This is a genomic window from Peptoclostridium acidaminophilum DSM 3953 (assembly GCF_000597865.1).
Lineage (GTDB): Bacteria > Bacillota > Clostridia > Peptostreptococcales > Peptostreptococcaceae > Peptoclostridium_A > Peptoclostridium_A acidaminophilum.
In genome coordinates, this window is record NZ_CP007452.1 from 493,459 (window position 1) to 518,004 (window position 24,546).

The 24,546-nt window shown below is 47.8% G+C and carries 29 protein-coding genes; all 29 read left to right on the forward strand.

Translation table 11 applies throughout. From position 1 onward, the window contains the following. The 29 genes from EAL2_RS02565 (at position 1) to EAL2_RS02700 (ending at position 24,536) form a co-directional block, all read left to right on the forward strand. The gene (locus tag EAL2_RS02565; protein WP_025434859.1) at positions 1 to 750 is read left to right on the forward strand and encodes a hypothetical protein; all 750 of its coding nucleotides are present in this window, start codon (positions 1 to 3) and stop codon (positions 748 to 750) included. 64 nt (positions 751 to 814) lie between these two features. Beyond that, positions 815 to 2,740, forward strand: coding sequence for a bifunctional 3'-5' exonuclease/DNA polymerase (locus EAL2_RS02570; protein ID WP_025434860.1), 1,926 nt, complete (start codon positions 815 to 817; stop codon positions 2,738 to 2,740). 2 nt (positions 2,741 to 2,742) lie between these two features. Then, on the forward strand, positions 2,743 to 3,189 hold the full coding sequence (locus tag EAL2_RS02575; protein ID WP_025434861.1) for a DUF7768 domain-containing protein: 447 nt from the start codon (positions 2,743 to 2,745) through the stop codon (positions 3,187 to 3,189). Continuing rightward, entirely contained in the window at positions 3,164 to 5,710 is a 2,547-nt protein-coding gene (locus EAL2_RS02580) for a phage NrS-1 polymerase family protein (RefSeq protein ID WP_038601629.1), read from the forward strand. The genes EAL2_RS02575 and EAL2_RS02580 overlap by 26 nt, the downstream gene beginning before the upstream one ends. A gap of 154 nt (positions 5,711 to 5,864) precedes the next feature. Then, positions 5,865 to 6,167 (forward strand): VRR-NUC domain-containing protein, encoded by a 303-nt coding sequence (locus EAL2_RS02585; protein WP_025434862.1) that lies wholly within the window; start codon positions 5,865 to 5,867, stop codon positions 6,165 to 6,167. 108 nt (positions 6,168 to 6,275) lie between these two features. Continuing rightward, entirely contained in the window at positions 6,276 to 6,530 is a 255-nt protein-coding gene (locus tag EAL2_RS02590) for a hypothetical protein (protein ID WP_025434863.1), read from the forward strand. After that, complete coding sequence (locus EAL2_RS02595) at positions 6,527 to 6,946, forward strand: DUF1492 domain-containing protein (protein ID WP_330375780.1); 420 nt, start codon at positions 6,527 to 6,529, stop codon at positions 6,944 to 6,946. Before EAL2_RS02590 ends, EAL2_RS02595 begins: the two co-directional genes overlap by 4 nt. A 188-nt stretch (positions 6,947 to 7,134) precedes the next feature. Further along, positions 7,135 to 7,290 carry a hypothetical protein gene (locus EAL2_RS16105; protein ID WP_330375835.1) on the forward strand — a complete coding sequence of 52 codons (156 nt, stop codon included), beginning with the start codon at positions 7,135 to 7,137 and terminating at the stop codon, positions 7,288 to 7,290. A gap of 14 nt (positions 7,291 to 7,304) precedes the next feature. Further along, entirely contained in the window at positions 7,305 to 7,424 is a 120-nt protein-coding gene (locus tag EAL2_RS16110; protein ID WP_330375824.1) for an HNH endonuclease, read from the forward strand. A gap of 108 nt (positions 7,425 to 7,532) precedes the next feature. Continuing rightward, positions 7,533 to 8,078: a P27 family phage terminase small subunit gene (locus EAL2_RS02605; protein ID WP_025434866.1), complete on the forward strand. Its 546-nt coding sequence runs from the start codon at positions 7,533 to 7,535 to the stop codon at positions 8,076 to 8,078. Between the two features lie 20 nt (positions 8,079 to 8,098). After that, positions 8,099 to 9,262 carry a methionine adenosyltransferase gene (metK, locus tag EAL2_RS02610; protein WP_025434867.1) on the forward strand — a complete coding sequence of 388 codons (1,164 nt, stop codon included), beginning with the start codon at positions 8,099 to 8,101 and terminating at the stop codon, positions 9,260 to 9,262. Beyond that, on the forward strand, positions 9,255 to 10,550 hold the full coding sequence (locus tag EAL2_RS02615; RefSeq protein ID WP_242842483.1) for a site-specific DNA-methyltransferase: 1,296 nt from the start codon (positions 9,255 to 9,257) through the stop codon (positions 10,548 to 10,550). The genes metK and EAL2_RS02615 overlap by 8 nt, the downstream gene beginning before the upstream one ends. 1 nt (position 10,551) lies before the next feature. After that, positions 10,552 to 11,793, forward strand: a complete 1,242-nt coding sequence (locus tag EAL2_RS02620) for a site-specific DNA-methyltransferase (RefSeq protein WP_330375781.1) — start codon at positions 10,552 to 10,554, stop codon at positions 11,791 to 11,793. Between the two features lie 64 nt (positions 11,794 to 11,857). Continuing rightward, positions 11,858 to 12,511, forward strand: a complete 654-nt coding sequence (locus tag EAL2_RS02625; protein ID WP_025434870.1) for a hypothetical protein — start codon at positions 11,858 to 11,860, stop codon at positions 12,509 to 12,511. Next, positions 12,508 to 12,735, forward strand: a complete 228-nt coding sequence (locus tag EAL2_RS02630; protein WP_025434871.1) for a DUF4314 domain-containing protein — start codon at positions 12,508 to 12,510, stop codon at positions 12,733 to 12,735. The genes EAL2_RS02625 and EAL2_RS02630 overlap by 4 nt, the downstream gene beginning before the upstream one ends. Positions 12,736 to 12,924: 189 nt before the next feature. Beyond that, positions 12,925 to 14,532: a terminase large subunit gene (locus EAL2_RS02635; protein WP_456299445.1), complete on the forward strand. Its 1,608-nt coding sequence runs from the start codon at positions 12,925 to 12,927 to the stop codon at positions 14,530 to 14,532. A gap of 18 nt (positions 14,533 to 14,550) precedes the next feature. Continuing rightward, positions 14,551 to 15,807: a phage portal protein gene (locus EAL2_RS02640; RefSeq protein WP_025434873.1), complete on the forward strand. Its 1,257-nt coding sequence runs from the start codon at positions 14,551 to 14,553 to the stop codon at positions 15,805 to 15,807. Further along, complete coding sequence (locus EAL2_RS02645) at positions 15,804 to 16,526, forward strand: head maturation protease, ClpP-related (protein WP_025434874.1); 723 nt, start codon at positions 15,804 to 15,806, stop codon at positions 16,524 to 16,526. The genes EAL2_RS02640 and EAL2_RS02645 overlap by 4 nt, the downstream gene beginning before the upstream one ends. A gap of 20 nt (positions 16,527 to 16,546) precedes the next feature. Continuing rightward, complete coding sequence (locus EAL2_RS02650; RefSeq protein ID WP_025434875.1) at positions 16,547 to 17,755, forward strand: phage major capsid protein; 1,209 nt, start codon at positions 16,547 to 16,549, stop codon at positions 17,753 to 17,755. Between the two features lie 12 nt (positions 17,756 to 17,767). Then, positions 17,768 to 17,995, forward strand: a complete 228-nt coding sequence (locus tag EAL2_RS02655; RefSeq protein ID WP_025434876.1) for a Head fiber protein — start codon at positions 17,768 to 17,770, stop codon at positions 17,993 to 17,995. Positions 17,996 to 18,019: 24 nt separating this feature from the next. Further along, positions 18,020 to 18,328, forward strand: a complete 309-nt coding sequence (locus EAL2_RS02660) for a head-tail connector protein (protein WP_025434877.1) — start codon at positions 18,020 to 18,022, stop codon at positions 18,326 to 18,328. A 33-nt stretch (positions 18,329 to 18,361) separates the two neighbouring features. Next, positions 18,362 to 18,688: a phage head closure protein gene (locus tag EAL2_RS02665; protein ID WP_025434878.1), complete on the forward strand. Its 327-nt coding sequence runs from the start codon at positions 18,362 to 18,364 to the stop codon at positions 18,686 to 18,688. Then, positions 18,681 to 19,079 carry an HK97-gp10 family putative phage morphogenesis protein gene (locus EAL2_RS02670; RefSeq protein WP_025434879.1) on the forward strand — a complete coding sequence of 133 codons (399 nt, stop codon included), beginning with the start codon at positions 18,681 to 18,683 and terminating at the stop codon, positions 19,077 to 19,079. Before EAL2_RS02665 ends, EAL2_RS02670 begins: the two co-directional genes overlap by 8 nt. Then, positions 19,072 to 19,404, forward strand: a complete 333-nt coding sequence (locus tag EAL2_RS02675) for a hypothetical protein (RefSeq protein WP_025434880.1) — start codon at positions 19,072 to 19,074, stop codon at positions 19,402 to 19,404. The genes EAL2_RS02670 and EAL2_RS02675 overlap by 8 nt, the downstream gene beginning before the upstream one ends. Before the next feature lie 3 nt (positions 19,405 to 19,407). Continuing rightward, positions 19,408 to 19,980 (forward strand): major tail protein, encoded by a 573-nt coding sequence (locus tag EAL2_RS02680; protein ID WP_025434881.1) that lies wholly within the window; start codon positions 19,408 to 19,410, stop codon positions 19,978 to 19,980. Positions 19,981 to 19,996: 16 nt separating this feature from the next. Further along, complete coding sequence (locus EAL2_RS02685; RefSeq protein WP_025434882.1) at positions 19,997 to 20,332, forward strand: hypothetical protein; 336 nt, start codon at positions 19,997 to 19,999, stop codon at positions 20,330 to 20,332. Positions 20,333 to 20,528: 196 nt separating this feature from the next. Further along, positions 20,529 to 22,826: a phage tail tape measure protein gene (locus tag EAL2_RS02690; RefSeq protein WP_025434883.1), complete on the forward strand. Its 2,298-nt coding sequence runs from the start codon at positions 20,529 to 20,531 to the stop codon at positions 22,824 to 22,826. Between the two features lie 18 nt (positions 22,827 to 22,844). Continuing rightward, on the forward strand, positions 22,845 to 23,654 hold the full coding sequence (locus EAL2_RS02695) for a phage tail family protein (RefSeq protein WP_025434884.1): 810 nt from the start codon (positions 22,845 to 22,847) through the stop codon (positions 23,652 to 23,654). Between the two features lie 12 nt (positions 23,655 to 23,666). Next, on the forward strand, positions 23,667 to 24,536 hold the full coding sequence (locus EAL2_RS02700) for a hypothetical protein (RefSeq protein ID WP_025434885.1): 870 nt from the start codon (positions 23,667 to 23,669) through the stop codon (positions 24,534 to 24,536). The last annotated feature ends 10 nt before the right edge of the window (positions 24,537 to 24,546 follow it).

Below are 24,546 nucleotides of genomic sequence, written 5' to 3' on the forward strand. Positions count from 1 at the left end.
ATGAAAAACAACGAGCTTACCACAAATAACAGCACCTTTTTGAAGTTGAAGGACTTTGATTTATCTATTGCACTTTCCGATGAGCTGGCAGGCCTTACCGGAAGCTTTGAACGCATCAAAATCCCTGCCGCAGGCAGTACGGTCTTTGAAATCCCCAGTGAAGATCCGAACAACCCCGAAGCGGTCAAGGAATTTTCAGCAGTGATCCTTTATCATCACCCGCTCTATGCCTACTACAAAAACAAATACACCGGCGGCTCTAATCCTCCCGATTGTGGTTCCTTTGACGGCATCACCGGTGAGGGAGACCCGGGCGGCAACTGTAACACCTGTCCATATAACCAGTTTGGCTCCGGTGAAGGCAGCGGAAAAGCCTGCAAGAATCGTCGCCGCATTTATCTGCTGCGTGAGGGCGAAATCTTCCCGATGCTGTTGTCACTCCCAACCGGTTCCTTGAAGGACTTTACCCGTTACCTGATGCGCCTGCTTTCCAAAGGTAAGAAGTCCAATGCGGTGGTTACGCGCTTTACATTGAAAAAAGCCACAAATTCAAGTGGCATTGCCTTTTCACAGGCACAGTTCACCGTGGATCGCAACCTGACACCTGAGGAGTATGCCTTGGTAAATGTGCTATCCGAGCAGGTCAAAGCCTTTAGTACCCGTGTTGGTTATGATGCGGAGCCTTCTGGCGATGGTCTGACACAAAATGTCGATCCCAAAACCGGAGAGGTTATAGAGCCTCTCGTCTAACATAAAAGCTGCAGGTCGGGCGGGTACTTTTCCGCTCGGCCTCCTGCAGCAGATAGGAGCCAATATGGAATATAAATGCATAACAAGGCTGGACGAGATTGCTGCCTATTTGGAAGGTGCTAAGCTCATAGCCTTTGACTTTGAAACCTCACCAACAGAAAAGTATCGACAAGATGAGCGCGCGGCTTTGGATGCACATAAAGCCCAGATCACCGGCATGAGCTTTTCAGTAGCGGAGGGTAGTGCCGTATATGTGCCCTTGACTCATAAGGTGGGTAAAAATGCGGAAAATCCTGATGTCATTCTTCAATATTTAAAAAAAACGTTATTTGAAAACACCCAAGTAACGAAGGTCGCTCATAACCTTGCATTTGAAGCCATGTTTTTATATGCCCAAGGCATCGTACTCCAGGCCCCATGCTACGATACTATTGCCGCTGCACAATTGACACTGAAATCGAAGTGGGAATTTCGTGGTCTTTCCGACAGCGGTCTGAAATTACTGGCCACCTCCCTTTTCGGTGCAGAGATGCCGGATTTTCAAACGGTAACCAGCGGCCGCCACTTTGACGAACTGGATCCGCAGGAGCAGGAGACAATCCGCTATGCTTGTGCCGACTCGGATTATACGCTGCGACTGTATCATCGCTTTAATGGCTGGTTTGATCGCTTCCTCCCTTCGCATCGATATATAGCAGAAAAGATTGAAGCGCCGACAGCGGTTTACTGCGGCATCATGAAATATAACGGGATCCCAATGGACAAGGCTACCATGCTCAAAAAGCAGGCTAAAGCGGAGGAACAGCTGTCAAGGATGAAAACCGAAATTGATGCTATAACTGGAGGCATTCATATTGGAGCCAATGCTAGCACCTCCGCCTTTAAACAGTATCTATATAAAGACCTCGGATTACCGGTATTAAAAACAACGGAGAAATATCAGGAGGCTGCCGATGATCAAGCGCTGATTATGCTTCGCGACTGGTGCCAAGAGAACAAACCGGAGCTGGTACGTTTGTTTGATTTAATTCAAGAGTACCGCAAATGGGGCAAGCTCAAAAGCACCTACATCGACGGCTATTTGCAGCACATTAATACTGCCACCGGTAGAATACATCCGGACTTAATGCCGCTGGGAACCGAAACCGGACGCTTTGCAGCAAGAAATCCAAACCTTCAAAATTGCCCCAGGAAGGACAATGACCCAGTAGGCGTGCGAAGCTTTATTGTTGCACCGGAGGGTAAGGTGATTCTTTCTCTGGACTTCTCCCAGATCGAGCTTCGTGTGGGTGCATTTTACTGCAGGGATGAAAAGATGCTGAAAACCTACCGCACCGGCGGAGATATCCATGCGCAGACCACCTCGGTCATTTATAACATTCCGTTTGCTGAGGCAGTAGATAAAAATGCGAAAGGCTATAAGGAACGGCGCACCATCGCAAAAAACTGTAACTTCGGAGTATTTTATGGCTTGTTTGCCAATGGGCTGCAGCGCACCCTTCAGTTCAAGGCCGGACTTCATACAACAAAAGAAGAATGTGAGACCATCATCAATAACCTCAAGGCCGGATATCCCGGCTTAGCAAAATGGCAAAACGAGACGAAAACAAGCGCTGCCAATACCTGCTACACCGAAACATGGCTCGGCAGACGAAGGTATCTCATCAGCATGCTTTCTGAGGATTGGGGTAAGCGCTCCTTTGCACAGCGTTGTGCACTCAATACACCGATTCAAGGCACAGCGGCAGATATTTTGAAGCTGGTCTGTGGTCGCGTTATCGCCGGACTTCCCGAAAGACCATGGCTGAAGCCGCTCTTACAGATCCACGACGAGTTGATATTTGAGATGCCAAACGATAAGGTGGATGAGGCAGTGAGATTTATCAAGTCTTGTATGGAAGCAAAGCCCTTCCCTGAGTTTGATGTACCGATTGTCGCAGAAGCAGCGGTCGGCGATAGCTTTGGCAACTTAAAGGAACTGGAGGTGTAGCGATGAGCATTAACAAATTCAATGCTGAGGGATATTACGATCCCACAGCCTATGAAGCGTTAACCAATATCGAGCACGAAGCAAAGAAGCAGCCATTTCGACCGCTGGTGTTTATCTGCTCTCCCTATGCAGGGGACATTGAGAGAAATACCACGAACGCTCGCCGCTACAGCCGATTTGCGGTACAGGAAAACTACATACCCCTTGCACCGCATCTTCTGTTTCCTCAGTTTCTTGATGATACCAATCGTAAAGAACGTGACCTCGGTTTGTTCTTCGGCATGGTTCTGATGAGCAAGTGTACGCGGGTGTGGGTGTTCGGTGATGTAATCACTGCGGGCATGGCAGTGGAAATCGAAAAAGCAAAGCGCCGAAAGCTGGTGCTTCGTTACTTTGATACGGATTGCAAGGAGGTGTCAGCCGATGAGTTATCCAAAGGAGCTTACTGAGCGAAAGCAGTGGATCTGTTGGCGCTTGGTTCCGGATAAAACAGGTGGTAAGGATAAAAAGGTGCCCTTCAATCCTACCACCGGCAAGACGGCATCTTCCAACAAGCCGGATACCTGGACAGACTATGTAACAGCCGCCGACGCACTGGAGCGCTATGGCTATACGGGACTGGGATTCGTTTTTACAGAGGACGATGAGTTCATTGGAGTAGACATCGACCACTGCTGTGACACGGATACTGGGACATTTAATGAGATCGCAACAGCCATACTTGCCAAGCAGCCGACCTATGCAGAATACTCGCCATCGGGCAAGGGTGTACATCTGTTATTCAAAGGCACCATGCCCGAAGGTGGCAATAAAAATACCACCACCGGCGTGGAGATGTATGGCAGTCTGCGCTACTTCACCATGACAGGACAGAAGCTCCCTAATGCGCCCGATGAAATCGCAGCTGACAATGGCACGCTAAGCTGGATTCATGAAACCTATATCCGGCCGAAAAAGAAACATAAGAAAAAGAGCAAAGCAAAAAGCAAGTCAAAAACGATCTCCCTTACCGACGAGGAGCTGCTGGAAAGGGCTCTGGAGTCAGGTGACGGCGAAGCCTTCTCCCTACTATGGGAAGGGAAATGGCAGGACAGCTTTGCAAGCCAGTCGGAGGCGGATTTATCCCTTTGCTGTAAGCTTGCCTTCTGGTCCGGAAAAGACAAAGAGCAAATGGACAGGCTTTTTCGGCGGTCCGCTATGTACCGGGACAAATGGGATGAAAAGCATCATGCCAGCGGTGCTACGTATGGCGAGGAAACGCTGAACAAGGCAATCGAAGCGACGGAAACCACCTACAGCCCCGGTGGTGACGCGGTTATTTTCGAATATGATGGCCGGTATTTCCGCTCCAAGGGTGAAAACATCTACCCCATTACCAACTTTCTATTTCAGCCGGTCGAGATGATCGTGGCAGAGGAGGAAACACAGCTCACTGCGGATCTTCTTACCATACGCGGTGAAACCTTTCGTTTGACCTTTATGACCACTGACTTTGCCAATCAGCAGAAGTTTAAAAGCATACTCAATCGTCGAACCATAGCCCTTGGCTACTTTGGCTCGGATGGCGATCTGGAGCTGCTCAAAGGCTATATTTCCGAGCTGGATTGGCCTACGAAAACAGGAGTTAAGGCGGTGGGAATCTATAGGCACGAAAAACGTCTGGTCTTTGTTGCTACGGAGGGTGCAGTGGAGGCGGGAGAGGTTCAGGTTCCAGACTTGGTACAGCTTGAAAAATACAAAAGTATTGATACGGAAATCCTCAAATCCGACCTGCTGAAAAAGGAGCAGCTTCAAAAGCTCGGCGAGTGGCTCATATCATATAACGAGCCTGCCAAAACAGTGTCAGTGCTTGCGTGGATGGCAGGGTGTTTTATCAAAGAGCATTTAAGGCATAACAATGTCAAGTTTCCGCACCTGATGCTGATCGGCGAAGCTGGCAGCGGTAAAAGCAATACATTAGAGCGCGTGATTCTGCCTGTATTTTCAAGGACAAAGGTCATTGCAGCAGGCCAGACGACCGCCTTTACCCTGATGAAGGACTCGGCTTCTTCAAACCTGATACCCCAGGCACTGGATGAGTTCAAGCCTTCCAAGCTCGATAAATACAAGCTGGATGCGCTGTATAACCATTTTCGTAACAGCTATGACGGCCATGAAGGCATACGTGGTCGTGCGGATCAAACCACCGTCAGCTATGAGCTTTTGGCACCGCTGGTTGTCGCCGGTGAGGAATCGGCAGATGAAGCAGCGGTCAGGGAGCGAAGCATAGAGCTGCTGTTTTCCAAGAAGGATCTAAGGCCAGCGGAATATCGCGCAAACTTCGCAAGACTGTGCGCAAAGCCTGAGCTTCTTGGAAGCTTCGGACGAAGTCTTCTGGAGATGGCATTACAAGCAAGCTTTTCCGAGGTGCAAAAATGGTATGAGGAAGGCCTCGAAAGCTTTGCAAAGGAGCTACCTACCAGAGTAATCAATAATCTGGCTTGCTGCTACGTAGGACTATGTCTCATTGAAAAGTTGTGTATTTCTATCGGCTTATCTTGGCAGGAGGTGTTTCCGTATAACCGGGAAACCTGTCGAAAGTATCTGGAGTATGCGGCCAAAGAATATCTGCTGGATGGCAATACCAGCAATAAAAGTGTCGTTGAGCAGACGCTGGAGATCATGTCCCGCATGGGGCTGGATCCAAAAAGTGAGTACTCAATCTGCGAGGACGGTAAGGTGCTGGCCCTTTGGCTTAATCACGTGTATGACCGTTACACCAAATATCGTAAGGATTATGCCATTGTTGGAGAAACCTTGACCTACGCACAGTTTAAGAAACAACTGCAGCACTGCGAATTCTTTCTGGAAAGCAATGTTCAAAAGCGACTGGGTACAGAAAACCGCAAGGTATGGACGCTGGATTACACGCTGCTTAAGGAACGATGCGATGTCAGCGGCTTTGAAATCACAGAAATTGAACCTTTATAATTTGTAACTTGTAACCTCATAACCTAAAAAATTAGAGCTACGCAGGAAACGAGATTTTTTCTTATCGCGTGCGCGCGTGCGTATACACGTAAAAATATGTAGACCTATAGATTTAGGAGTTACAAGGTTACAAGTTACAGGAAGGAGAAAACGGATGTTGGAAAAGGATATCACAAATTTAATACTTCGCTTTTTAAAAACTGTGCCAAACTGTTTTTGTTGGAAAGAGCATGGCGGGCTCTATGGTACATCAGGGATTCCAGACATCGTTGCCTGCATTAATGGCCGGTTCTATGCATTCGAGGTAAAGACAGAGGCCGGGAAGGTAACAAAGCTGCAGAGAGCAACAATCAAGAAAATCCAAGCTGCTGGTGGTACGGCTGTGGTCGTGCGCACAGTTGATGAGGTGCGGGCAGTACTGAAGCAATCGGGGCTTGCCCTCCGCAATGAACAATGAATTAGAATATACTGCAGAAGCTGCATTTAAGATATAAGAGCTATGCATACACGAGCACACTGCTGCAATGCCTCACTGTGAAATTTAAATTTTACGGAGGTAAAGCGTATGCATCAGAATCAAACAACAATTGATAACTACCACACAGAGGATGAATATACAAAACTGGCAAACGCCATTATCCTGCAAGCGGTCAAGGATTATCGAGATGCTTTAAGAAGGCTGGCAAAGCATCCATATAACAACATGGCACTATCAGAAAAACAGGAAGTAGAGAGGTTTTTCCGTTCGGACTGGTTTGAAGTGCTGACCAGTATCGATCCGGAAATGCTGATTCGAAAGCTGAATGCGGAGGTGGCATGATGAACGCAAAAAATTATCTTGGGCAAGCGTTTCGGCTGGATCAGCGGATCAACAGTAAACTGGAGCAAGTAGCTTCTCTTAATGAGCTGGCCACCAAAGCAACCCACACGCTGACAGGTATGCCTAGGAATCCCAATCGCGCTACGTCAACGATGGCGGATTCGGTTGCTAAAATCATCGACATGCAAGCTGAGATCGACCGAGACATTGATCGGCTTATTGATTTGAAACGAGAAATCATAGACATCATCAAAGCGGTGGACAATACGGAATGTCAGACGCTTTTGGAACTGCGCTACCTGTGTTTTAAATCTTGGGAGCAAATCGCGGTGGACATGGGATATAATGTGCGTCATGTCTATCGTATGCATGACTTAGCCGTCTCTTTGATTAAGGTTCCTGAAACGAGTCAGTAAATGTCACTGTTTGTCACTATAGCCTGCGTGTTATCATTACAATAGAAAAATAGCATGAAGAGAAGCCTTCGTGGGAGCAATCCTGCGGAGGCTTTTGTATTTCCTGAAATGAGGTGACAAAGTGCCAAGGAAACCAAAGCGTGCATGCCAACAACCCGGCTGTCCAAATCTGACCGATGGTCTTTATTGTGAACAGCATCAGCGGGAGGCCAACGCTCGCTATAACAAATATGAACGCGATCCGGAAAGCAACAAGCGCTACGGCCGTAAATGGAAACGCATACGAGACCGCTACATCAAAGCTCACCCCTTATGTGAGGAATGTAAGAAGCATGGCAAGTTAGTGCCTGCTGAAGAGGTGCATCACATCCTACCTCTTTCGCGCGGCGGTTCCAATGCAACGGACAATCTGATGTCGCTGTGTAAGTCCTGTCACTCATCCATTACCGTTCGAGACGGTGACCGGTGGGGGCGGTAAAATCTCCAAAACTTTTTCAGATGGACAGCGGCGCGGGGCTTCGCGCGTGAAATCGCGGTTTCAAGAGGGGTATATGCCCCGTAATTTTAGGAAAGGTAGGTGAAGCCTATGGCAAACGGACATGGTGGAGCGCGCCCCGGCTCGGGACAAAAGAAGAAAGCCTTGACCGATAAACTCAAAGAAGGCAACCCAGGCCATCGTAAATTAACAGTAGTTGAATTTACAGATACCGCTGACTTAAGTGGCATGACGATGCCCGAGCCACGAGAATATCTATCTGCACTGCAGAAAAACGGTAAGCAGCTCATGGCCGTAGACATCTTTCAAAAGACCTGGACATGGCTCAATGAACGCGGCTGTGCCGTGCATATCCCGACACAGCTTTTGGAGCAGTATGCCATGAGTGTTTCCCGTTGGATCCAGTGCGAGGAATGTATCACTGAATTTGGTTTTTTGGCAAAGCATCCGACCACCGGTAATGCAATTCCCTCACCCTATGTGGCAATGAGTCAAAACTTTATGAAGCAGGCAAACAATCTATGGTTTCAGATTTACCAGACGGTAAAAGAAAATTGCACCACTGATTACCGGGGCGCGAATCCGCATGATGACGTGATGGAAAGACTTCTGGCAGCTCGGCGCGGCGGTAAATAACAAGGATTGGAGAGATGAAAATGAAACAATATTTAACGGCAGAAAGTGTCTGCATGGGACATCCGGATAAGTTATGCGATTTGATAGCAGACAGTATCCTTGATGCTTGCCTTCGTAAAGACCGCTCCTCTCGAGTGGCGTGTGAGGTCATGGCTACCAAAGGCAAAATTATCGTGGCGGGCGAGATCACCTGCAGCGGTAAGGTGGATATTCGCTTCGTGGTGAAAAGGATTCTGCGGGACGTGGGCTACAATCCAAACAAATTTTTAATTCTCGTCTTTGTCCATAAACAAAGCACAGATATTGCAACTGGTGTAGATAAGGCGCTGGAAGCTCGAAGCGGTGATACCAGTTGGTATGGATCCATCGGTGCCGGGGATCAAGGCACTGTGTACGGTTACGCCACAAACGAAACGCAGGAAATGCTGCCATTACCGGTCGTTTTGGCCCACAGGATTACACGCCGCTTAGACTCGGTGCGCAAAGAGGGTCTGATCAAAGGCTTGCTGCCGGACGGAAAAGCTCAGGTGACAATTGAGTATGAAAACGGCGAAGCAAAGCGCGTGAAGACAATTATTGTTTCTGCTCAGCATATTGCAGACAAATCGACAAAGGATTTGCGAGAGGATATTATTCGTTGGGTGTTATGGAACGCCTTTGAGAAGTTCCCCTTTGATAATGATACAGAAATCCTTGTGAACCCTTCTGGCCGTTTTGTGGAGGGCGGGCCTTCAGCAGACACAGGGCTTACCGGAAGGAAGCTCATGGTTGACACCTATGGTGGCCTTGCTCCTCATGGTGGCGGAGCATTCTCCGGAAAGGATCCAACTAAGGTTGATCGCAGCGGCGCATATATGGCTCGCTACATCGCCAAGCACATCGTTTGGAGTGATTATGCGAAGTGTTGTGTGGTCAGTATTTCTTATGCCATTGGCAAGGCGGATCCAGTTGCCTTTGAAGTAGACACACTGGGAACGGGCACTGTACCCGATGCCGTTTTACGCGAAGCCGCACTCAAGGTATTTAATTTAAGACCGGCAGCAATGATTGAAAAGCTAAACCTTCGAAACACCATTTATGCGGATACCGCGACCTATGGTCATTTTGGAAAATGGCAGGGCTCGTGGGAGGATGTCAATCAATACAAGGATTATAGAGAGGCGGTGACAGCGCTTGTTGATTGAAAAAATACCAGTAGCGAAGCTGAATCCGGCTACATATAATCCCCGAAAGGATCTAAAGCCCGGAGATAAAGAGTACGAAAAGCTAAAGCGTTCCATTTCCGAGTTTGGTTATGTGGAGCCTGTGATCTGGAATAAGCAGACCGGCAATGTGGTCGGCGGCCATCAAAGGCTTAAAGTATTATCTGATCTCGGTCAGACGGAAATTGACTGCGTGGTAGTCGAGCTGGATGATACACGTGAAAAAGCGCTGAACCTGGCTTTGAATAAAATTCAAGGTGACTGGGATGAGACAAAGCTGGCCGCGATTATGGCAGAGTTTGATGCAACCAGCTTTGATGTATCAATCACCGGCTTTGATGCCGACGAGGTAGATGTGCTCTTAAACAAGTTTTACTCAAAAGAAGCGGTACAAGACGACTTCGATGTCGATAAAGAAAAAGATGCCATCGAAGCCGTCGGTGAAACCCGAACGAAACCCGGAGACATTTGGCTATTGGGTAATCATCGCTTGCTTTGTGGCGATAGCACCAGCGAGCAGGACTTTTCCCGTCTGATGGACGGGGCTCATGCAGCATGTGCTGTGACCTCACCTCCCTATGGTGTGGGCAAGGAATATGAGAAAGCGGGTATCGAGCCTTGGTTTGACACCATGCGACCTGCAATCAAGAACATCTGTAAGCACTCGGACATTATCTGTTGGAACATTGGTGATTTATTTGCGACAGGAACGCAGTTCATTGAGCCAACGGAAATGTACAGCATCGGAATGTTCAATGACAATGGTTTTCGTCCAATTTGGATTCGCATTTGGAAAAAGCAAGGCATGAACTTCGGCAATGCTCCCTATCATCTGGTGACCAATAAGCCGGTGCAGCAGTACGAATATGTGACAGCCTTTGCCGGACAAGAGACAGAGGAATACAACGATCAGGAATATGCTTGGGTATCTGCCTTTGCCGGACACAGTTATAAATTTGTAAAGCGACTTACCAAAGAGGAACGAAAAAAGTGGGGCTATGCCGGTATCTGGGAGATTGCTACGGTACGCGCCAACAAAGAACATCCTGCCATGTTTCCGGTGGAGCTGCCTTGGCGGTGCATTAAGATGCACTCGGACAGAGGCGGGATTGTATTGGAACCCTTCGGCGGCTGTGGTACAACCCTCATTGCCTGCGAGCAAACCGAACGCCGCTGTTATGCGATGGAGATCTCTCCGGTGTACTGCGATTTAATCGTCAAGCGGTGGGAAACCTTTACGGGTGAAACTGCCTTAAAACTGGAGGTATAGCATGGAAAACACAATGGTTATAAAGCGCATTCCAGCCGGGCAGCTTAAAGCAGCAAAGTATAATCCGAGAAAGGATTTAAAGCCTGGGGATTCTGAATACGAAAAGCTCAAACGATCCATTCAGACCTTCGGGTATGTCGAGCCGATTCTTTGGAATCAAAGGACGGGCAATATAATCGGAGGTCACCAACGTTACAAAGTCTTGCTTGATTTAGGACATACGGAAATTGACTGTGTTGTCGTAGACATGGACTTGGCAGATGAAAAGGCGCTCAATGTTGCGCTGAACAAGGTTTCCGGTGACTGGGACATTCCCCTTTTGACCGAGCTGTTAAAAGATATCAATGCCAGCGGCTTTGATGTATCGCTGACCGGTTTTGATGCTGCGGAGATGGATTCACTGTTTCGGGATAGCGTAATTGCAGGCGTCAAAGAAGACAGTTTTGATGAGCCTTTACCGGAAACGCCGATTTCCCGCCAAGGAGATATCTGGCTGCTGGGAAGACACAAGCTCATCTGCGGAGATAGCACAAAGCCCGACACATATACAGCCCTGATGGACGACCAACAGGCCAACCTTGTAGTGACTGATCCGCCATATAACGTGGCTTATGAAGGTACTGCCGGTACCATCCAGAACGACAACATGGACAGCGCCAAGTTCCACGCATTTTTACTGTCAGCTTTTCGCTGTATGTATGAGAAGCTTGTAGACGGTGGAAGTATTTATGTATTCCACGCAGATCGGGAAACCGTCAACTTTCGAACCGCCTTTACCGAGGCGGGTTTTTTCTGCCATCAGACCTGTATCTGGATAAAGAATGTGCCGGTGCTTGGCCGCTGCGTTTATCAGTATAACCACGAACCGGTGCTTATGGGCTGGAAACCGACAGCAGGACATCAGTGGTATGCAGATCGAAAGCAGCGCACCACCTGGAATTTCGACCGGCCGTCAAAGAGTAAATTTCATCCGACTATGAAACCGGTAGCTTTGGTTGCTTATCCGATCGTTAACAGCAGCGTATCCAATAGCATTGTGCTGGACCCCTTCGGCGGCAGTGGTAGCACGCTCATTGCCTGTGAGCAGACAGAACGGATTTGTCACACGATCGAGCTTGACGAAAAATACGTCGATGTGATTGTAAAGCGGTATCTGGAGTTTAAAGGCACGGATGCAGAGGTTACCCTCTTGCGTGGCGGCGAAAAAATGAGCTATGAAAAAGCGCAGAATACAGTCAAATAAGTCTTGCTATATCACAGCTTTCGAGCGATATATGTACCTACCAAAAATGAAAGGTGGTACGAATATGGAAATCAATTATAACGTTACCAGTGAGGAGCGAAAGGCTCTGATTCAGGCTCTTGGCGAGCTGTTGGAGGTAAAACCTAAATATCTTGGCGCGCCCTCCTTTTCTTATGAGCTTGGAGACATCAGCGTCGATAAACAAGGGACCGTTCTTTTTAAAGAAGATGCCAGCCAAGAAGACGTGGATAGAATCCTGGACGGTTTGCTGGAGCGCGGTTTTGAATGTGTTGTTCCGGATAGCTTTGTCATCGAGCTGCCTCGAGAAGGCATCAGCGATTTGGCAATCGAGAACCTCAAGCAAATTGTCGAAGGCAAAGCAGAGCTGATCAAAAAGGCGCTGGGGGCTGATGCTCTTGAGATTACGGTTACAGAAGACAAGATCGGCTTTCCATGGTTTAAGTGCTTACCTGCTCCAGAAGAACTCAGCGCCTATGCACGTTTTGTTGGGCATTTGGTATTGATGGCCAAAACACTCCAACGAGTCAACACAACAACAAAGACAGTGGAAAATGAAAAATATGCTTTTCGATGCTTTCTGCTTCGTTTGGGCTTTATCGGTGAAGAGTATAAGAAAACGCGCAAAGTGCTGCTAAAGAACTTAAGTGGCAGTTCGGCATTTAAGTCCGGCGCAAAGGATAAGGAGGTGTCCGAATGAAGCAAATCCATCCTGGAATGCTGAAGCAGCTTCGTGATTACTATAAGCCGGGCACCCGCGTCATGCTTGTGCGCATGGACGACCCATATAGCAAGCTGCAGCCCGGCGATAGTGGTACCGTTTCTTTTATTGACGATACCGGAACTGTATTTGTGAATTGGGATAGTGGCAGTTCCTTAGGCGTAGTTTTTGGCATTGATGAGATCCGAAAAATTGAAGAATAGAGCACTATAAACTACACAATTCCAAGACGTAATAACTGTGTATTTATGCACTTTATGTAGCCGAATTGCCTTGCTACGCAAGGTTTATTCTGACCGGCAAAGACGAATAATTATCCGGGCAAACCGGCACACACAAAGGAGCTCCACTGAGGGTTCCTTTTTTCATGTCTATTTTTGTGGAAGGAGGCGGTGACAATAAGAAAACTAAAGAAATACACTCCAACTCGTTTTATGGCGAAGGATTCAGTTTACAGTAAAGCCGCCGCCGACTATGCAGTCGCATTTATTCAAGCACTGCGTCATACCAGCGGTATATGGGATGGCCAGCCTTTTGAACTTATAGATTGGCAAGAACGGATTATCCGTGATGTGTTTGGTGTTCTCAAACCGAACGGGTATCGACAGTTCAACACAGCCTTTATTGAAATACCAAAGAAGAATGGAAAGTCCGAGCTTGCTGCAGCAGTCGCCTTACTGTTGACCTGTGGTGATGGCGAGCAGCGTGCCAAGGTATACAGCTGTGCTTCTGATAAAAATCAAGCGAAGATAGTATTTGAGGTAGCTGTGGCAATGGTGCGTAAATCACCGGCGTTAAGTAAGCGCGTGAAAATACTTGAATCTACAAAGACGCTAATATTTACACCAACTGAGAGTACTTATCAGGTGCTTTCAGCCGACGTAGCGAATAAGCATGGTTTCAATACACATGGCGTCATTTTTGATGAGCTGCACACGCAGCCCAACAGAAAGCTATTTGATGTTATGACCAAGGGCAGCGGAGATGCTCGGATGCAACCACTGTATTTTCTGATTACCACAGCGGGAGACAATACGAATTCTATCTGCTACGAGGTGCATCAAAAGGCACAGGATATTCTTTCTGGACGTAAGACGGATCCGACCTTTTATCCGGTGATTTACGGTATCGAAGAGACAGATGACTGGACGGATCCAAAAGTATGGAAAAAAGCAAATCCCTCTCTTGGAATTACAATCGGTATAGATAAAGTGAAAGCGGCTTGTGAAAGTGCAAAGCAAAACCCAGCAGAAGAAAACAGCTTCAGGCAGCTTCGCCTTAATCAATGGGTAAAGCAGGCTGTGCGCTGGATGCCTATGGATAAATGGGACAAATGCGCCTTTGCTGTTGATCAAAGTAGCCTCAAGGGACGTGTTTGTTATGGTGGCCTCGATCTTTCCTCTTCAACGGATATCAGCGCTTTTGTGCTGGTGTTCCCCCCGATTGATGAGGATGACAAATACATTATCCTGCCATACTTTTGGATACCAGAAGAAAACCTCGAATTGCGCGTCCGGCGTGATCACGTGAATTATGATTTGTGGGAGAAACAAGGTTTTCTTCAAACCACCGAAGGCAATGTCGTTCACTATGGCTTTATTGAGGCCTGCATTGAGCGTCTAGGTTTAGAGTATAACATACGTGAAATTGCCTTTGATCGCTGGGGTGCTGTTCAGATGGTGCAAAACCTTGAAGGTATGGGATTCACTGTCGTTCCCTTTGGGCAAGGCTTCAAGGATATGTCGCCTCCAACGAAGGAACTAATGAAGCTGACACTGGAGCAGAAAATCGCACATGGCGGGCATCCAGTACTTCGGTGGATGATGGACAACATTTTTATTCGAACAGACCCTGCAGGCAATATCAAGCCCGATAAGGAAAAATCGACGGAGCGTATCGATGGTGCGGTTGCGACCATCATGGCTCTGGATCGAGCAATACGTTGTGGTAATGATACGAGCGCTTCGGTTTATGACCAGCGCGGCTTGCTTGTATTTTAATTAAGGAGAGTGATGTCTATGGGAATACTACAGGGAATATTTAAGGCACGCGACAAGCCTAAGGACGTTCTTGGCGGCAGCCGCTACAGCTTCTTTTTCGGAAGCACTACTGCGGGAAAACCTGTCAACGAGCATACAGCTATGCAGATGACAGCGGTTTACTCCTGCGTAAGAATACTATCCGAGACGCTGGCTGGGCTACCGCTCCATGTGTACCGCTACAACGATTTAGGCGGAAAAGAGAAACACCTCGCTCACCCATTGTATAAGCTACTCCATGATGAACCAAACCCTGAGATGACTTCTTTTGCATTTCGAGAAACGCTGATGAGTCATCTTTTGTTGTGGGGAAATGCATACGCACAGATTATCCGGAATGCACGAGGCGAGGTCGTTGCACTTTATCCACTGATGCCAAACAAAATGACGGTCGATCGCGATTCAGCAGGTCGGCTTTTTTATTTGTATCAGCGAAGCTCAGAGGATAATCCCTCCCTTGGAAAGGACAGTCATGTCTACCTTGCTCCGCCCGATGTACTGCATATCCCTGGCCTGGGTTTTGACGGGCTGGTCGGCTACTCACCTATTGCAATGGCAAAAAATGCTGTGGGACTTGCTATTGCCACCGAGGAATACGGTGCAAAGTTCTTCGCCAACGGGGCCGCACCTGGCGGCGTGCTGGAGCACCCGGGTACCATCAAGGACCCGCAGAAGATTAAGGAATCGTGGAATGCTGCCTACCAAGGAAGTGGAAATGCGCACAGGGTAGCTGTACTTGAGGAAGGCATGAAATATCAGACTATAGGTATCTCACCCGAACAAGCGCAGTTTCTGGAAACTCGGAAGTTTCAGATTAACGAGATTGCCCGCATATTTAGAGTTCCACCACATATGCTTGCAGATCTCGAAAAGAGCAGCTTCTCAAACATCGAACAACAGTCACTGGAGTTCGTAAAGTACACGCTTGATCCGTGGGTGGTGCGCTGGGAGCAGTCCATGTGCCGCGCCCTGCTTATGGAAAGTGAAAAGCTGAAGGTGTTCATTAAGTTCAACGTGGACGGACTGCTTCGCGGTGACTATGTAAGCCGCATGAACGGCTATGCCACAGCACGTCAGAACGGTTGGATGAGCGCTAATGATATTCGGGAACTTGAAAACCTCGACCGAATCCCGGCGGAGCTTGGCGGTGATCTCTATCTCATCAATGGAGCGATGACTAAGTTGCAGGACGCAGGAGCGTTCGCAAATATACAAGAAACGGAGGAAACAGAATGAAGAAATTCTGGAACTGGGCGCGGGATGAAGACCCCGGCGTCCGAACACTTTACCTTGACGGCGTTATTGCCGAAGAGTCGTGGTTTGATGATGATGTCACCCCAAAGGCATTCAAAGCGGAGCTTACCGCCGGCGAGGGTGACATTGTTATTTGGCTCAACTCTCCCGGCGGTGACTGTGTGGCAGCAAGCCAGATATATTCCATGCTCATGGATTACAAAGGCAAGGTCACCGTCAAGATCGACGGCATCGCCGCATCGGCCGCTTCTGTAATTGCAATGGCAGGAACAACCGTATTAATGGCTCCGACAGCACTTATGATGATTCACAATCCGCTGACCGTAGCGATTGGAGACAGCGAGGAAATGCAGAAAGCCATTGCTATGCTTTCGGAGGTCAAGGAAAGCATCATCAATGCCTACGAGATCAAAACAGGTCAGTCGAGAACAAAACTTTCCCACCTTATGGATGCGGAAACATGGCTCAATGCAAACAAAGCCATCGAGCTTGGTTTCGCAGACGGCATTCTGGAAGACGAAAAGAAACGGATACAGACTGATGACATTACTTATGCTTTCAGCCGCAAGGCTGTCACAAACTCATTACTGGACAAGGTAAAGCCTAAAATACCCAAGCAGAAAACAGGTATACCCGTTGATGTTGCTAAAGCCACTCCTGTGGATTGGCTTCTAAAGCGGCTTTCTTTAATTCAACACTAATTTTTAGGAGGAAAAATACTATGAACAAAATTCTTGAACTGCGTGAGAAGCGCGCGAAAGCATGGGAAGCGGCCAAGGCTTTCCTCGATACCAAGCGCGGTGCGGACGGGCTGGTTTCCCCTGAAGATACCGCAACTTACGAAAAAATGGAAGCTGACGTGGTCGCTCTCGGGAAGGAAATCGACCGCCTTGAAAAGCAGGAGGCCCTTGATCGCGAGCTTTCTAAGCCCTTAAACGCACCCCTTACGGGCAAACCGGCTGTTCAGGGCATGGATACCAAGACTGGCAGAGCATCCGATGAATACCGAAAAGCATTCTGGAATGCTATGCGTACACGTGCCGGTGAGGGCCTTGACCCCATCGTTAGAAACGCACTGCAGATCGGTACTGATACCGAGGGCGGATATCTTGTCCCGGATGAGTTTGAACGCACCCTTGTGGAAGCTCTCGAGGACGAGAACATTTTCCGTAGACTGGCCAATGTCATCACAACCTCTTCTGGCGACCGTAAAATTCCGGTTGTGGCGTCTAAGGGTACAGCCTCTTGGATTGATGAAGAGGGCGCAATCCCCGAAAGTGATGACAGCTTCGGGCAGGTATCCATCAGTGCGTATAAGCTTGGGACCATGATCAAGGTTTCCGAGGAGTTGCTGAACGACAGCGTATTCAACCTCGAAACCTACATTTCAAAAGAGTTTGCCAGACGCATCGGAAACAAAGAAGAGGAAGCATTCTTTACAGGTAACGGTTCAGGTAAACCTAGCGGTATCCTTGCGGCTACTGGTGGTGCACAACTTGGTGTGACTACGGCGAGTGCAACAGCGATCACCATTGATGAGGTGCTTGATTTGTTCTACTCGCTGAAAGCACCCTACCGCAATAAGGCTGTGTTCGTCATGAACGATGCCACTGTCAAAGCGATCCGGAAGCTGAAGGACGGACAAGGGCAGTACATCTGGCAGCCTTCTTTGCAGGCCGGAACCCCTGACACCATCCTGAACCGACCGTTGTACACTTCGGCATATGTGCCCGCCATAGCTGCAACCGCTAAGACCATAGTATTCGGGGATTTCAGCTACTATTGGGTAGCCGACCGTCAGGGACGTGTATTCAAGCGACTAAATGAGCTTTATGCCGCAACCGGTCAGGTAGGCTTTGTCGCTACCCAGCGTGTCGACGGAAAACTGATTCTGCCGGAGGCAATCAAAGTGCTCCAGCAGAAGGCATAACGGAGGTGCACTATGAGCTATAACGCAAAGAACTACACCGAACAAGGCGGTGAAAAAACCGTCATTGGCGGCACACTTGAAATCAAAGAGGGAGCCTTGGTAACGGGGATTCCATCTCAGTTTACACCGGCTGCAAACCAGTCAGACTCAACCGCTACAACCATTGCTGGACTTGTTGTTGATTTCAATGCGCTGCTTGCAAAGCTAAAAGCTGCTGGGCTTATGGCGGCAGACAGTTAGGAATAAGGAAAGGATGGTGACGGTATGACACTGCTTGAAAAGGTCAAGGCTAACCTCATCCTTGAGCACTCGGCGGACGATGGACTCCTGCAGCTGTACATCACCGCCGCTGTCAGGTATGCCGAGAGCTATCAGCACTTGACTGAAAACTTCTACGCTGATAACCCGATGCCGCCAACAACTGAACAAGCCGTAATTATGCTGTCGTCCCATTTTTATGAATCAAGGGACGGCAGCACAGGCGGCTTTTTTGCCGACAATGTGCAGGCCGGACAGCAGGTGTGGAATACGGTCAATCTTCTTTTAAGGCTTGATCGGGATTGGAAGGTGTAAATATGAGTTTTCTTGTAGAGAGGGGTGGTGTGTGTGAGTATTGGTGAAATGAGACATCGCATCACTATCCAAAGGATAACACCAACGATCAATGAAAACGGTTTTGAAAGTGAAATCTCTCAGGATTTCAAAACTGTATGTGCATCAGTGAAAAAGCTTCATGGTAAAGAATACTTTGCTGCTAAAGCTGTCCAGGCAGAAAATACAGTGAAATTTACCATTCGATACATTGCTGGAATTGATCAGACTATGAAAATTCTGTTTCAAGGGAAAGCCTACAACATTACCTCCATTGACAACATCAAATATAAGAAGCGATATATCGAGATTCAAGCCATGGAGGTGGTGACAGATGGCTAAGATTACTTTGGAAGGTATGCAGGAGCTGATAGACAAGGTTAACAAGCTCGGTAACAAAGGGACAGAGATTAAAAAGAAGGCGTTAGATAAAGCCGGAGCCATGGTTAAAAGCAGCATGGAAGAGAAAGCACCGAGATCTGAGCTTACGAAAAGACACCTGGCAGACAACATCAAGGTGTCTGAGATTGAAAGCGAGAACGGCGTTGACTTTATTAAGATTGGACCAAACAAGGGAGATAATTCAGAGTTCTACTATTCAAAATTTACTGAATGGGGAACCTCGAAGATTCCTGCACAGCATTGGGCTGAAAACTCGGTATTGGAGAACAAGAAAAAAATCAATGAGGTAATCAAAGAGGAAATGGAAAGGGGGCTTGGTAAGCTTGATTAATAAACTGGTCATCGATACATTGAAGCCCCTTGGCGTTCCAGTAGGATTTCAAAAGTACTCCGGCCAAGAATCAACCTACATTACCTTTCATGAATATCTTCAAACTGGTGAAGAATTTGAGGAAGATGAGGAAGCCTTCACCGGGCATTATCTTCAAGTGGATATCTGGTCAAAAACAGACTACACCACATTGGGCGGCAATGTAAAAACTCTGCTTATTTCAGCGGGCTTAAAAAGACTGGATGAAGCGGATTTTTATGAACCGGATACTGGCCTCTATCATAAGGGGCTCAAATTTTACTTTTTAGAATCAAAGGAGGTTTAACATATGGCAAGACAAATCGGATTAAGGGACATCCACATTGCTTTATTGACAGACGATGACGAAACTGGTGCAACCTATGCAACGCCTACAAAACTTGAGAGGGCGGTCAGTGCAAAGCTCTCGCCAAAAGTGAACTCAGAAAACATTTATTCAGACGATACTGTGGAGGATGTAATCGCAGCTTTCGACAGCGTTGATGTGGAGATTGAGCTCAACCAGCTGTCGCTTACAAGCAGGGCTACCTTGCAGGGAGCGAAGGTGGTCAAGGGCGTTCTCATTGAAAGCAAGGAAGATATTGCGCCGATACTGGCACTTGGCTTCAAGTCCAAGAAGCATAATGGAAAGTATCGCTATGTGTGGCTGCTCAAAGGCAAGTTCGAACTGGCAACAGACGAGTACGACACCGAAGCGGAAAAGCCGCAGCCAAAGAGTGCAAAGCTCAAGGGGACGTTCTTTTCCAGGGATTATGATGGTAACTTTAGATTTATCGCTGATGAAGATGAAGTAGGTATTGATCCAACCATTATTTCAGGCTGGTTTACAGCAGTACCGGCAGAACCAGTACCTGCGCCGTAAGAAGGAGTGATGATACGTGAAGGCAGCTGAGCTGAAACACAAGGGCATTAAATTTAAACTTGGAGATAAAGAATACGAATTGAAGCTTAATATGAACACCTTCTGCGAATTGGAGGAGGTTTACGGAGATTTAAATACCGCCTTTGATGATTTGCAGAATATGAAGCTAAAGGCAGTCAGAGCACTTATCTATGCAGCAGTAAAAGCAGAGGACGAAAGTGTTTCTTTAAAAGCTATAGGCGAGCAGTTGGGCTTGAATGATTTGGAAAGACTCGGAACAGCCATCAACGAAGCGCTTACTAAAGCAATGCCGGAGGTGGAGGAAAACCTGGGGGAAACGAAAGCCACTTAAGTTCTGGAACATGGGACTGGGAGTGGCTTTTCTATTTAGGAACGAACCTTCTACAAATGAGTGAGGAGCAGTTCTGGCGCAGTACCCCGAAAAAGCTGCAGGCATTGTTTAAGGTGTACAAGACAGTCAATGGGATCGAGGACCAGTCTGACTTTGCAACAATTGACAACATTCTGTTTTAGGGGAGGTGAGATGAATGGCAAACGGCAATAACACAGTAGTGGCCAGAGTTGGACTTGATGACAGCGGTTTTCAGGAAGGTGTCAGCAAGATCCAAAGAAGCTTGAAGGTAGTGCAGAGTGAATTCGCGGCGGCAAGTTCAAAGCTTGTAGACTATGGAAAGTCGACTGAGGGACTGAAGCTGAAGGCTGACAGCTTGAACCGACAGATGGAGCTACAGAAGGAAAAGGTAGCAGCACTGGCAAGAAGCTATCAGGAGAGTGTCGAGAAAAAAGGCGCTGATGCCAAGGCCACCGAGAACCTGAAGATTAAGCTGAACTATGCAAACGCAGAGCTTAGCAAAATGCAGCAGGAGCTTAAAGCAACAACGGAGGAACTGAAACTTAAGAGTTCAGCCTGGCATAAGCTCTCCGAAAGCATGGATAAAGCCGGACAGAAAATGAAGGCAGTGGGTGACAAGATATCCTCTGTCGGAAAGAAACTGTCTACAGCGGTGACACTTCCCTTAGTCGGAATAGGGACTGCGGCTACCAAGATGGCTATGGATGCAGTGGAATCTGAGAACCTTTTCGAAGTTGCAATGGGCGGTGTGGCTGATGATGCAAGAAAATGGTCTGAAGAAACCTCCAAGGCTCTTGGACTTAATGCCTATAATGTCAGAAACAATATGGCCACCTATAATGCCATGCTCACCTCTATGGGACTTGCAACAGATGAGTCCTTGAAAATGTCCGAAGGGCTGACTCGGTTATCCTATGACATGGCATCCTTCTATAACCTAAAGCCGGAAGAAGCCTTCGAGAAATTAAAGTCGGGTATCTCAGGAGAAGCTGAACCGCTCAAGGCACTGGGTATTCTGGTCAACGATACGACTATCAAAACCTATGCATATACCCATGGCATTGCCAAGCAGGGGCAAGAACTGACCGAGGCTCAAAAAGTCCAGGCTCGTTACGGCGCCATTATGGAGGCAACGAAGAATGCCCAGGGAGACCTTGCCAGAACCATGGATTCTCCAACCAACAAACTAAGGATTATGAAGGAGCAGGCCCAGCAGATAGGGATTCAATTTGGACAGATCTTGATTCCGATACTCGAGAAGCTGATTGCTGTCATAAAGCCTTTGATGGACAGATTCCAGGGACTTTCCAAGGAACAGCAGGAACTGATTGTAAAAATCGCTCTTGTAGCAGCTACTGTTGGACCGGTTGTCATGGTTATCGGAAAAGTTGTGTCGGTAGTTGGTACCATGTCATCTGCCTTTGGAGCCATATCCGGTGCAATGGCAGCAGCAGGAGGGGCATCAGGTGCAGTAGGCGCTGCAATTGCGGCGATAACCGGGCCTGTTGGCATTGCAATTGCTGCGGTGGCAGCATTTATTGCCATTTTCGTACTGCTTTTTAAGAATAATGAAAACTTTAGAAACAGTGTTATTACGGTATGGAATCAGATCAAGGCGATTATGGCCGGCGTGTTCGAGGCGATAAAGACCTTGATTCAAGCTTTCGTACAAGTCGCAGGAGCCATCTGGCAGAAATATGGAGCAGATATCATCGCTGTCATTTCGGTGGCCTTCAATGTTATAGCATCGGTAGTAGCGACTACACTGAATGCGATAAAAAACATTATTCAGATCGTGACCAGCCTTATCAAGGGCGATTGGCAAGGCGTTTGGGAAGGCATAAAGAATCTGACTCAGAATTTGTGGAACGGAATCCAGAGCGTTATTAGCGGGGTGCTGAACCTTATAAAAGGAATCATCTCGGTAGAAACCGGAATTGTGAAGAATACCATCACAGGGGCATGGAATGCAGTAAAATCAGTGACCTTAAGCATATGGCAGGGGATCAAGACCGCAATTGAAACTCCGATCAATGCAGCCAGAAACACAGTTAAGGCCACGATTGACGCTATCGTAGGATTCTTTAGGAATCTTAAGATCCCTGAAATCAAGATTCCGCAGATCAAGCTGCCCCACTTCGCGCTTACAGGCAAATTCAGCCTAAGCCCGCCACAAGTGCCGAAGCTTTCAGTCAACTGGTACTCGACTGGCGGAATTTTCTCAAGCCCAAGTGTTATCGGTATTGGTGAAGCCGGTACTGAGGCGGTTGTTCCCGTAGAAAAGCTTGACGAGATTATGGCTAAGGCGCTTCAGAAAATTGGGGTAGGAACTCAAGCCAAGACAGCTGGGACAGGAATTCAGAGCGGCAATGTGACAAACAACTATGACATTACAATAAATAATCCGAAGTCGGAAGCAGCCTCTGACAGCACTCGGAGAGTTCTTCTCAGACAATCCTATGGCTTGGGTTAAAGGGAGGTGAAGCAAGATTTGAAAGGGCAAACATGGCAGTTTAATGGCGTTAGTCTAAACACCAAGGCATGGTCCGTGATAGATGTTCCAGAAGGAATAGGCACACCGGGACTTAGAGGCAGCAACCTACAAGTGCCGTTCCAAAACGGCAAGCGCTGGATTAAGAAGCGCTATGATGAAAGAATCGTTATGCTACCAATGTGGGTTAGAGGGCTTGACCCTTTGACAGGAAAACTGCCGAGCGGCAAAAGCGAAAATGAAGCCTTGTATGACAACATCGACTACTTGAGCGGCGTGTTCGGCAAACGCGGCCAGTTTGTGCTGAAAAGAGTCCTTCCGGACGGGACTGAAAGAGAGGCAATAGCCGAAGTTTATAGGCCTGTCAGCTTTGGAAAGACCCAGGCTGGATACGCCAAGTTCGCAGTGGAGTTCCTGCTTTCAGATCCCTTCTTCTATGCTTCCCAAACGGCTATTGAAACACAGAACATAACTTCGACAACCCAGGAATGGAGCCACAATAATCCGGGGAATGCCCCGGTTACAGATGCAATCATAATCCTGACCGGGCCGATGGAATCCCCAAAGTTTGAGTGCCTGGACAGCAATGTGTGGCTTCAGTACCAGGGAAGCATCGGATCGGGAGAAAGCGTGGTCATAAACACAGGTGATTTCAAGTGTACAAAGGGCAGCACCAACATGCTCTCCGCCATCAGGCATGGGGGCGATGCATACTGGCTTGTGCTTGAAGCGGGATACAATCAATTGAGATTAATAAACGGAGTGTCGGGCGGTAGCATCAAGCTGGAATATTACCCGGCATTTTTTTAGGAGGTGGAAACGATGTACGCAGAAGTTGCGGAACACAGGATGCCATATGATATAGATGGAACAGAAGTAGGTTTTAGGAGCATGTCTGATATTGGCTCCATTGAGCAAATTATTGGAAACGGCATGGCGTCTTGGCTTGACAGTACTGCCAAGGGCAATTTAAACAAAGAAAACCGCTCTCAATCCTGGAAGGTAGGCGATTATAGGCTGGGCGCAGCATTCTGGTTTTTCTTTCCCGAACTTAGGGAGGTCAATAAAGTCGCATTTCATTGGGGCTCAACAACAGGAGGCTCCTTTGTCAATCATACGATACAGGGATCGGCCGATACAACAAATGGAGTGGATGGTACCTGGGAAACAGGCGTTTATACAATACCGGCAGCCAACACAGACATGGACCATTGGAGAAACAAGATATTCACCCTTTCCTTTTCTGGACCGGTCAAGGCTATCCGGATAGGATTCCGTGAATCTTCTCCACAGTTTGAAGACGTGTACCTATGTGGCATCCATCTTTATGGGAGAAAAGCAGCTGGTGAGCAACAGGATGATGTTGCTCTAACTGATGCATCCGGAGTCGAGCTGACTTCGCTTATAGACTTTGGAGACCAACCGGAAGGAACTACGGAAATACAAAGTTTTAAAATCAAAAATACAAGCAGTTCTAGGATTGCAAACAATGTAAACATCCAGCTCAACCATGCAGACTTTACGATTTCATTCAGCCAGGACGGACCGTGGCAGAGTGTTCTTGATATTTCGTCAATAGGGCCTGGTTCGCTATCCAGCACAATATTTGTACGAAACCTGCTCGGGCCGCCGCTTTTGGCGCTAGGACCGAAGGCAGCTAGGGCAATTGTTACGGTTGGCAGCTGGACGTAACGGGGGTGAG

Coding starts and splice junctions, on each gene's coding strand:
- EAL2_RS02565 (WP_025434859.1), top strand. CDS start 1: ATGAAAAACAACGAGCTTACCACAAATAACAGCACCTTTTTGAAGTTG.
- EAL2_RS02570 (WP_025434860.1), top strand. CDS start 815: ATGGAATATAAATGCATAACAAGGCTGGACGAGATTGCTGCCTATTTG.
- EAL2_RS02575 (WP_025434861.1), top strand. CDS start 2,743: ATGAGCATTAACAAATTCAATGCTGAGGGATATTACGATCCCACAGCC.
- EAL2_RS02580 (WP_038601629.1), top strand. CDS start 3,164: ATGAGTTATCCAAAGGAGCTTACTGAGCGAAAGCAGTGGATCTGTTGG.
- EAL2_RS02585 (WP_025434862.1), top strand. CDS start 5,865: ATGTTGGAAAAGGATATCACAAATTTAATACTTCGCTTTTTAAAAACT.
- EAL2_RS02590 (WP_025434863.1), top strand. CDS start 6,276: ATGCATCAGAATCAAACAACAATTGATAACTACCACACAGAGGATGAA.
- EAL2_RS02595 (WP_330375780.1), top strand. CDS start 6,527: ATGATGAACGCAAAAAATTATCTTGGGCAAGCGTTTCGGCTGGATCAG.
- EAL2_RS02605 (WP_025434866.1), top strand. CDS start 7,533: ATGGCAAACGGACATGGTGGAGCGCGCCCCGGCTCGGGACAAAAGAAG.
- metK (WP_025434867.1), top strand. CDS start 8,099: ATGAAACAATATTTAACGGCAGAAAGTGTCTGCATGGGACATCCGGAT.
- EAL2_RS02620 (WP_330375781.1), top strand. CDS start 10,552: ATGGAAAACACAATGGTTATAAAGCGCATTCCAGCCGGGCAGCTTAAA.
- EAL2_RS02625 (WP_025434870.1), top strand. CDS start 11,858: ATGGAAATCAATTATAACGTTACCAGTGAGGAGCGAAAGGCTCTGATT.
- EAL2_RS02630 (WP_025434871.1), top strand. CDS start 12,508: ATGAAGCAAATCCATCCTGGAATGCTGAAGCAGCTTCGTGATTACTAT.
- EAL2_RS02640 (WP_025434873.1), top strand. CDS start 14,551: ATGGGAATACTACAGGGAATATTTAAGGCACGCGACAAGCCTAAGGAC.
- EAL2_RS02645 (WP_025434874.1), top strand. CDS start 15,804: ATGAAGAAATTCTGGAACTGGGCGCGGGATGAAGACCCCGGCGTCCGA.
- EAL2_RS02650 (WP_025434875.1), top strand. CDS start 16,547: ATGAACAAAATTCTTGAACTGCGTGAGAAGCGCGCGAAAGCATGGGAA.
- EAL2_RS02655 (WP_025434876.1), top strand. CDS start 17,768: ATGAGCTATAACGCAAAGAACTACACCGAACAAGGCGGTGAAAAAACC.
- EAL2_RS02660 (WP_025434877.1), top strand. CDS start 18,020: ATGACACTGCTTGAAAAGGTCAAGGCTAACCTCATCCTTGAGCACTCG.
- EAL2_RS02670 (WP_025434879.1), top strand. CDS start 18,681: ATGGCTAAGATTACTTTGGAAGGTATGCAGGAGCTGATAGACAAGGTT.
- EAL2_RS02680 (WP_025434881.1), top strand. CDS start 19,408: ATGGCAAGACAAATCGGATTAAGGGACATCCACATTGCTTTATTGACA.
- EAL2_RS02690 (WP_025434883.1), top strand. CDS start 20,529: ATGGCAAACGGCAATAACACAGTAGTGGCCAGAGTTGGACTTGATGAC.
- EAL2_RS02700 (WP_025434885.1), top strand. CDS start 23,667: ATGTACGCAGAAGTTGCGGAACACAGGATGCCATATGATATAGATGGA.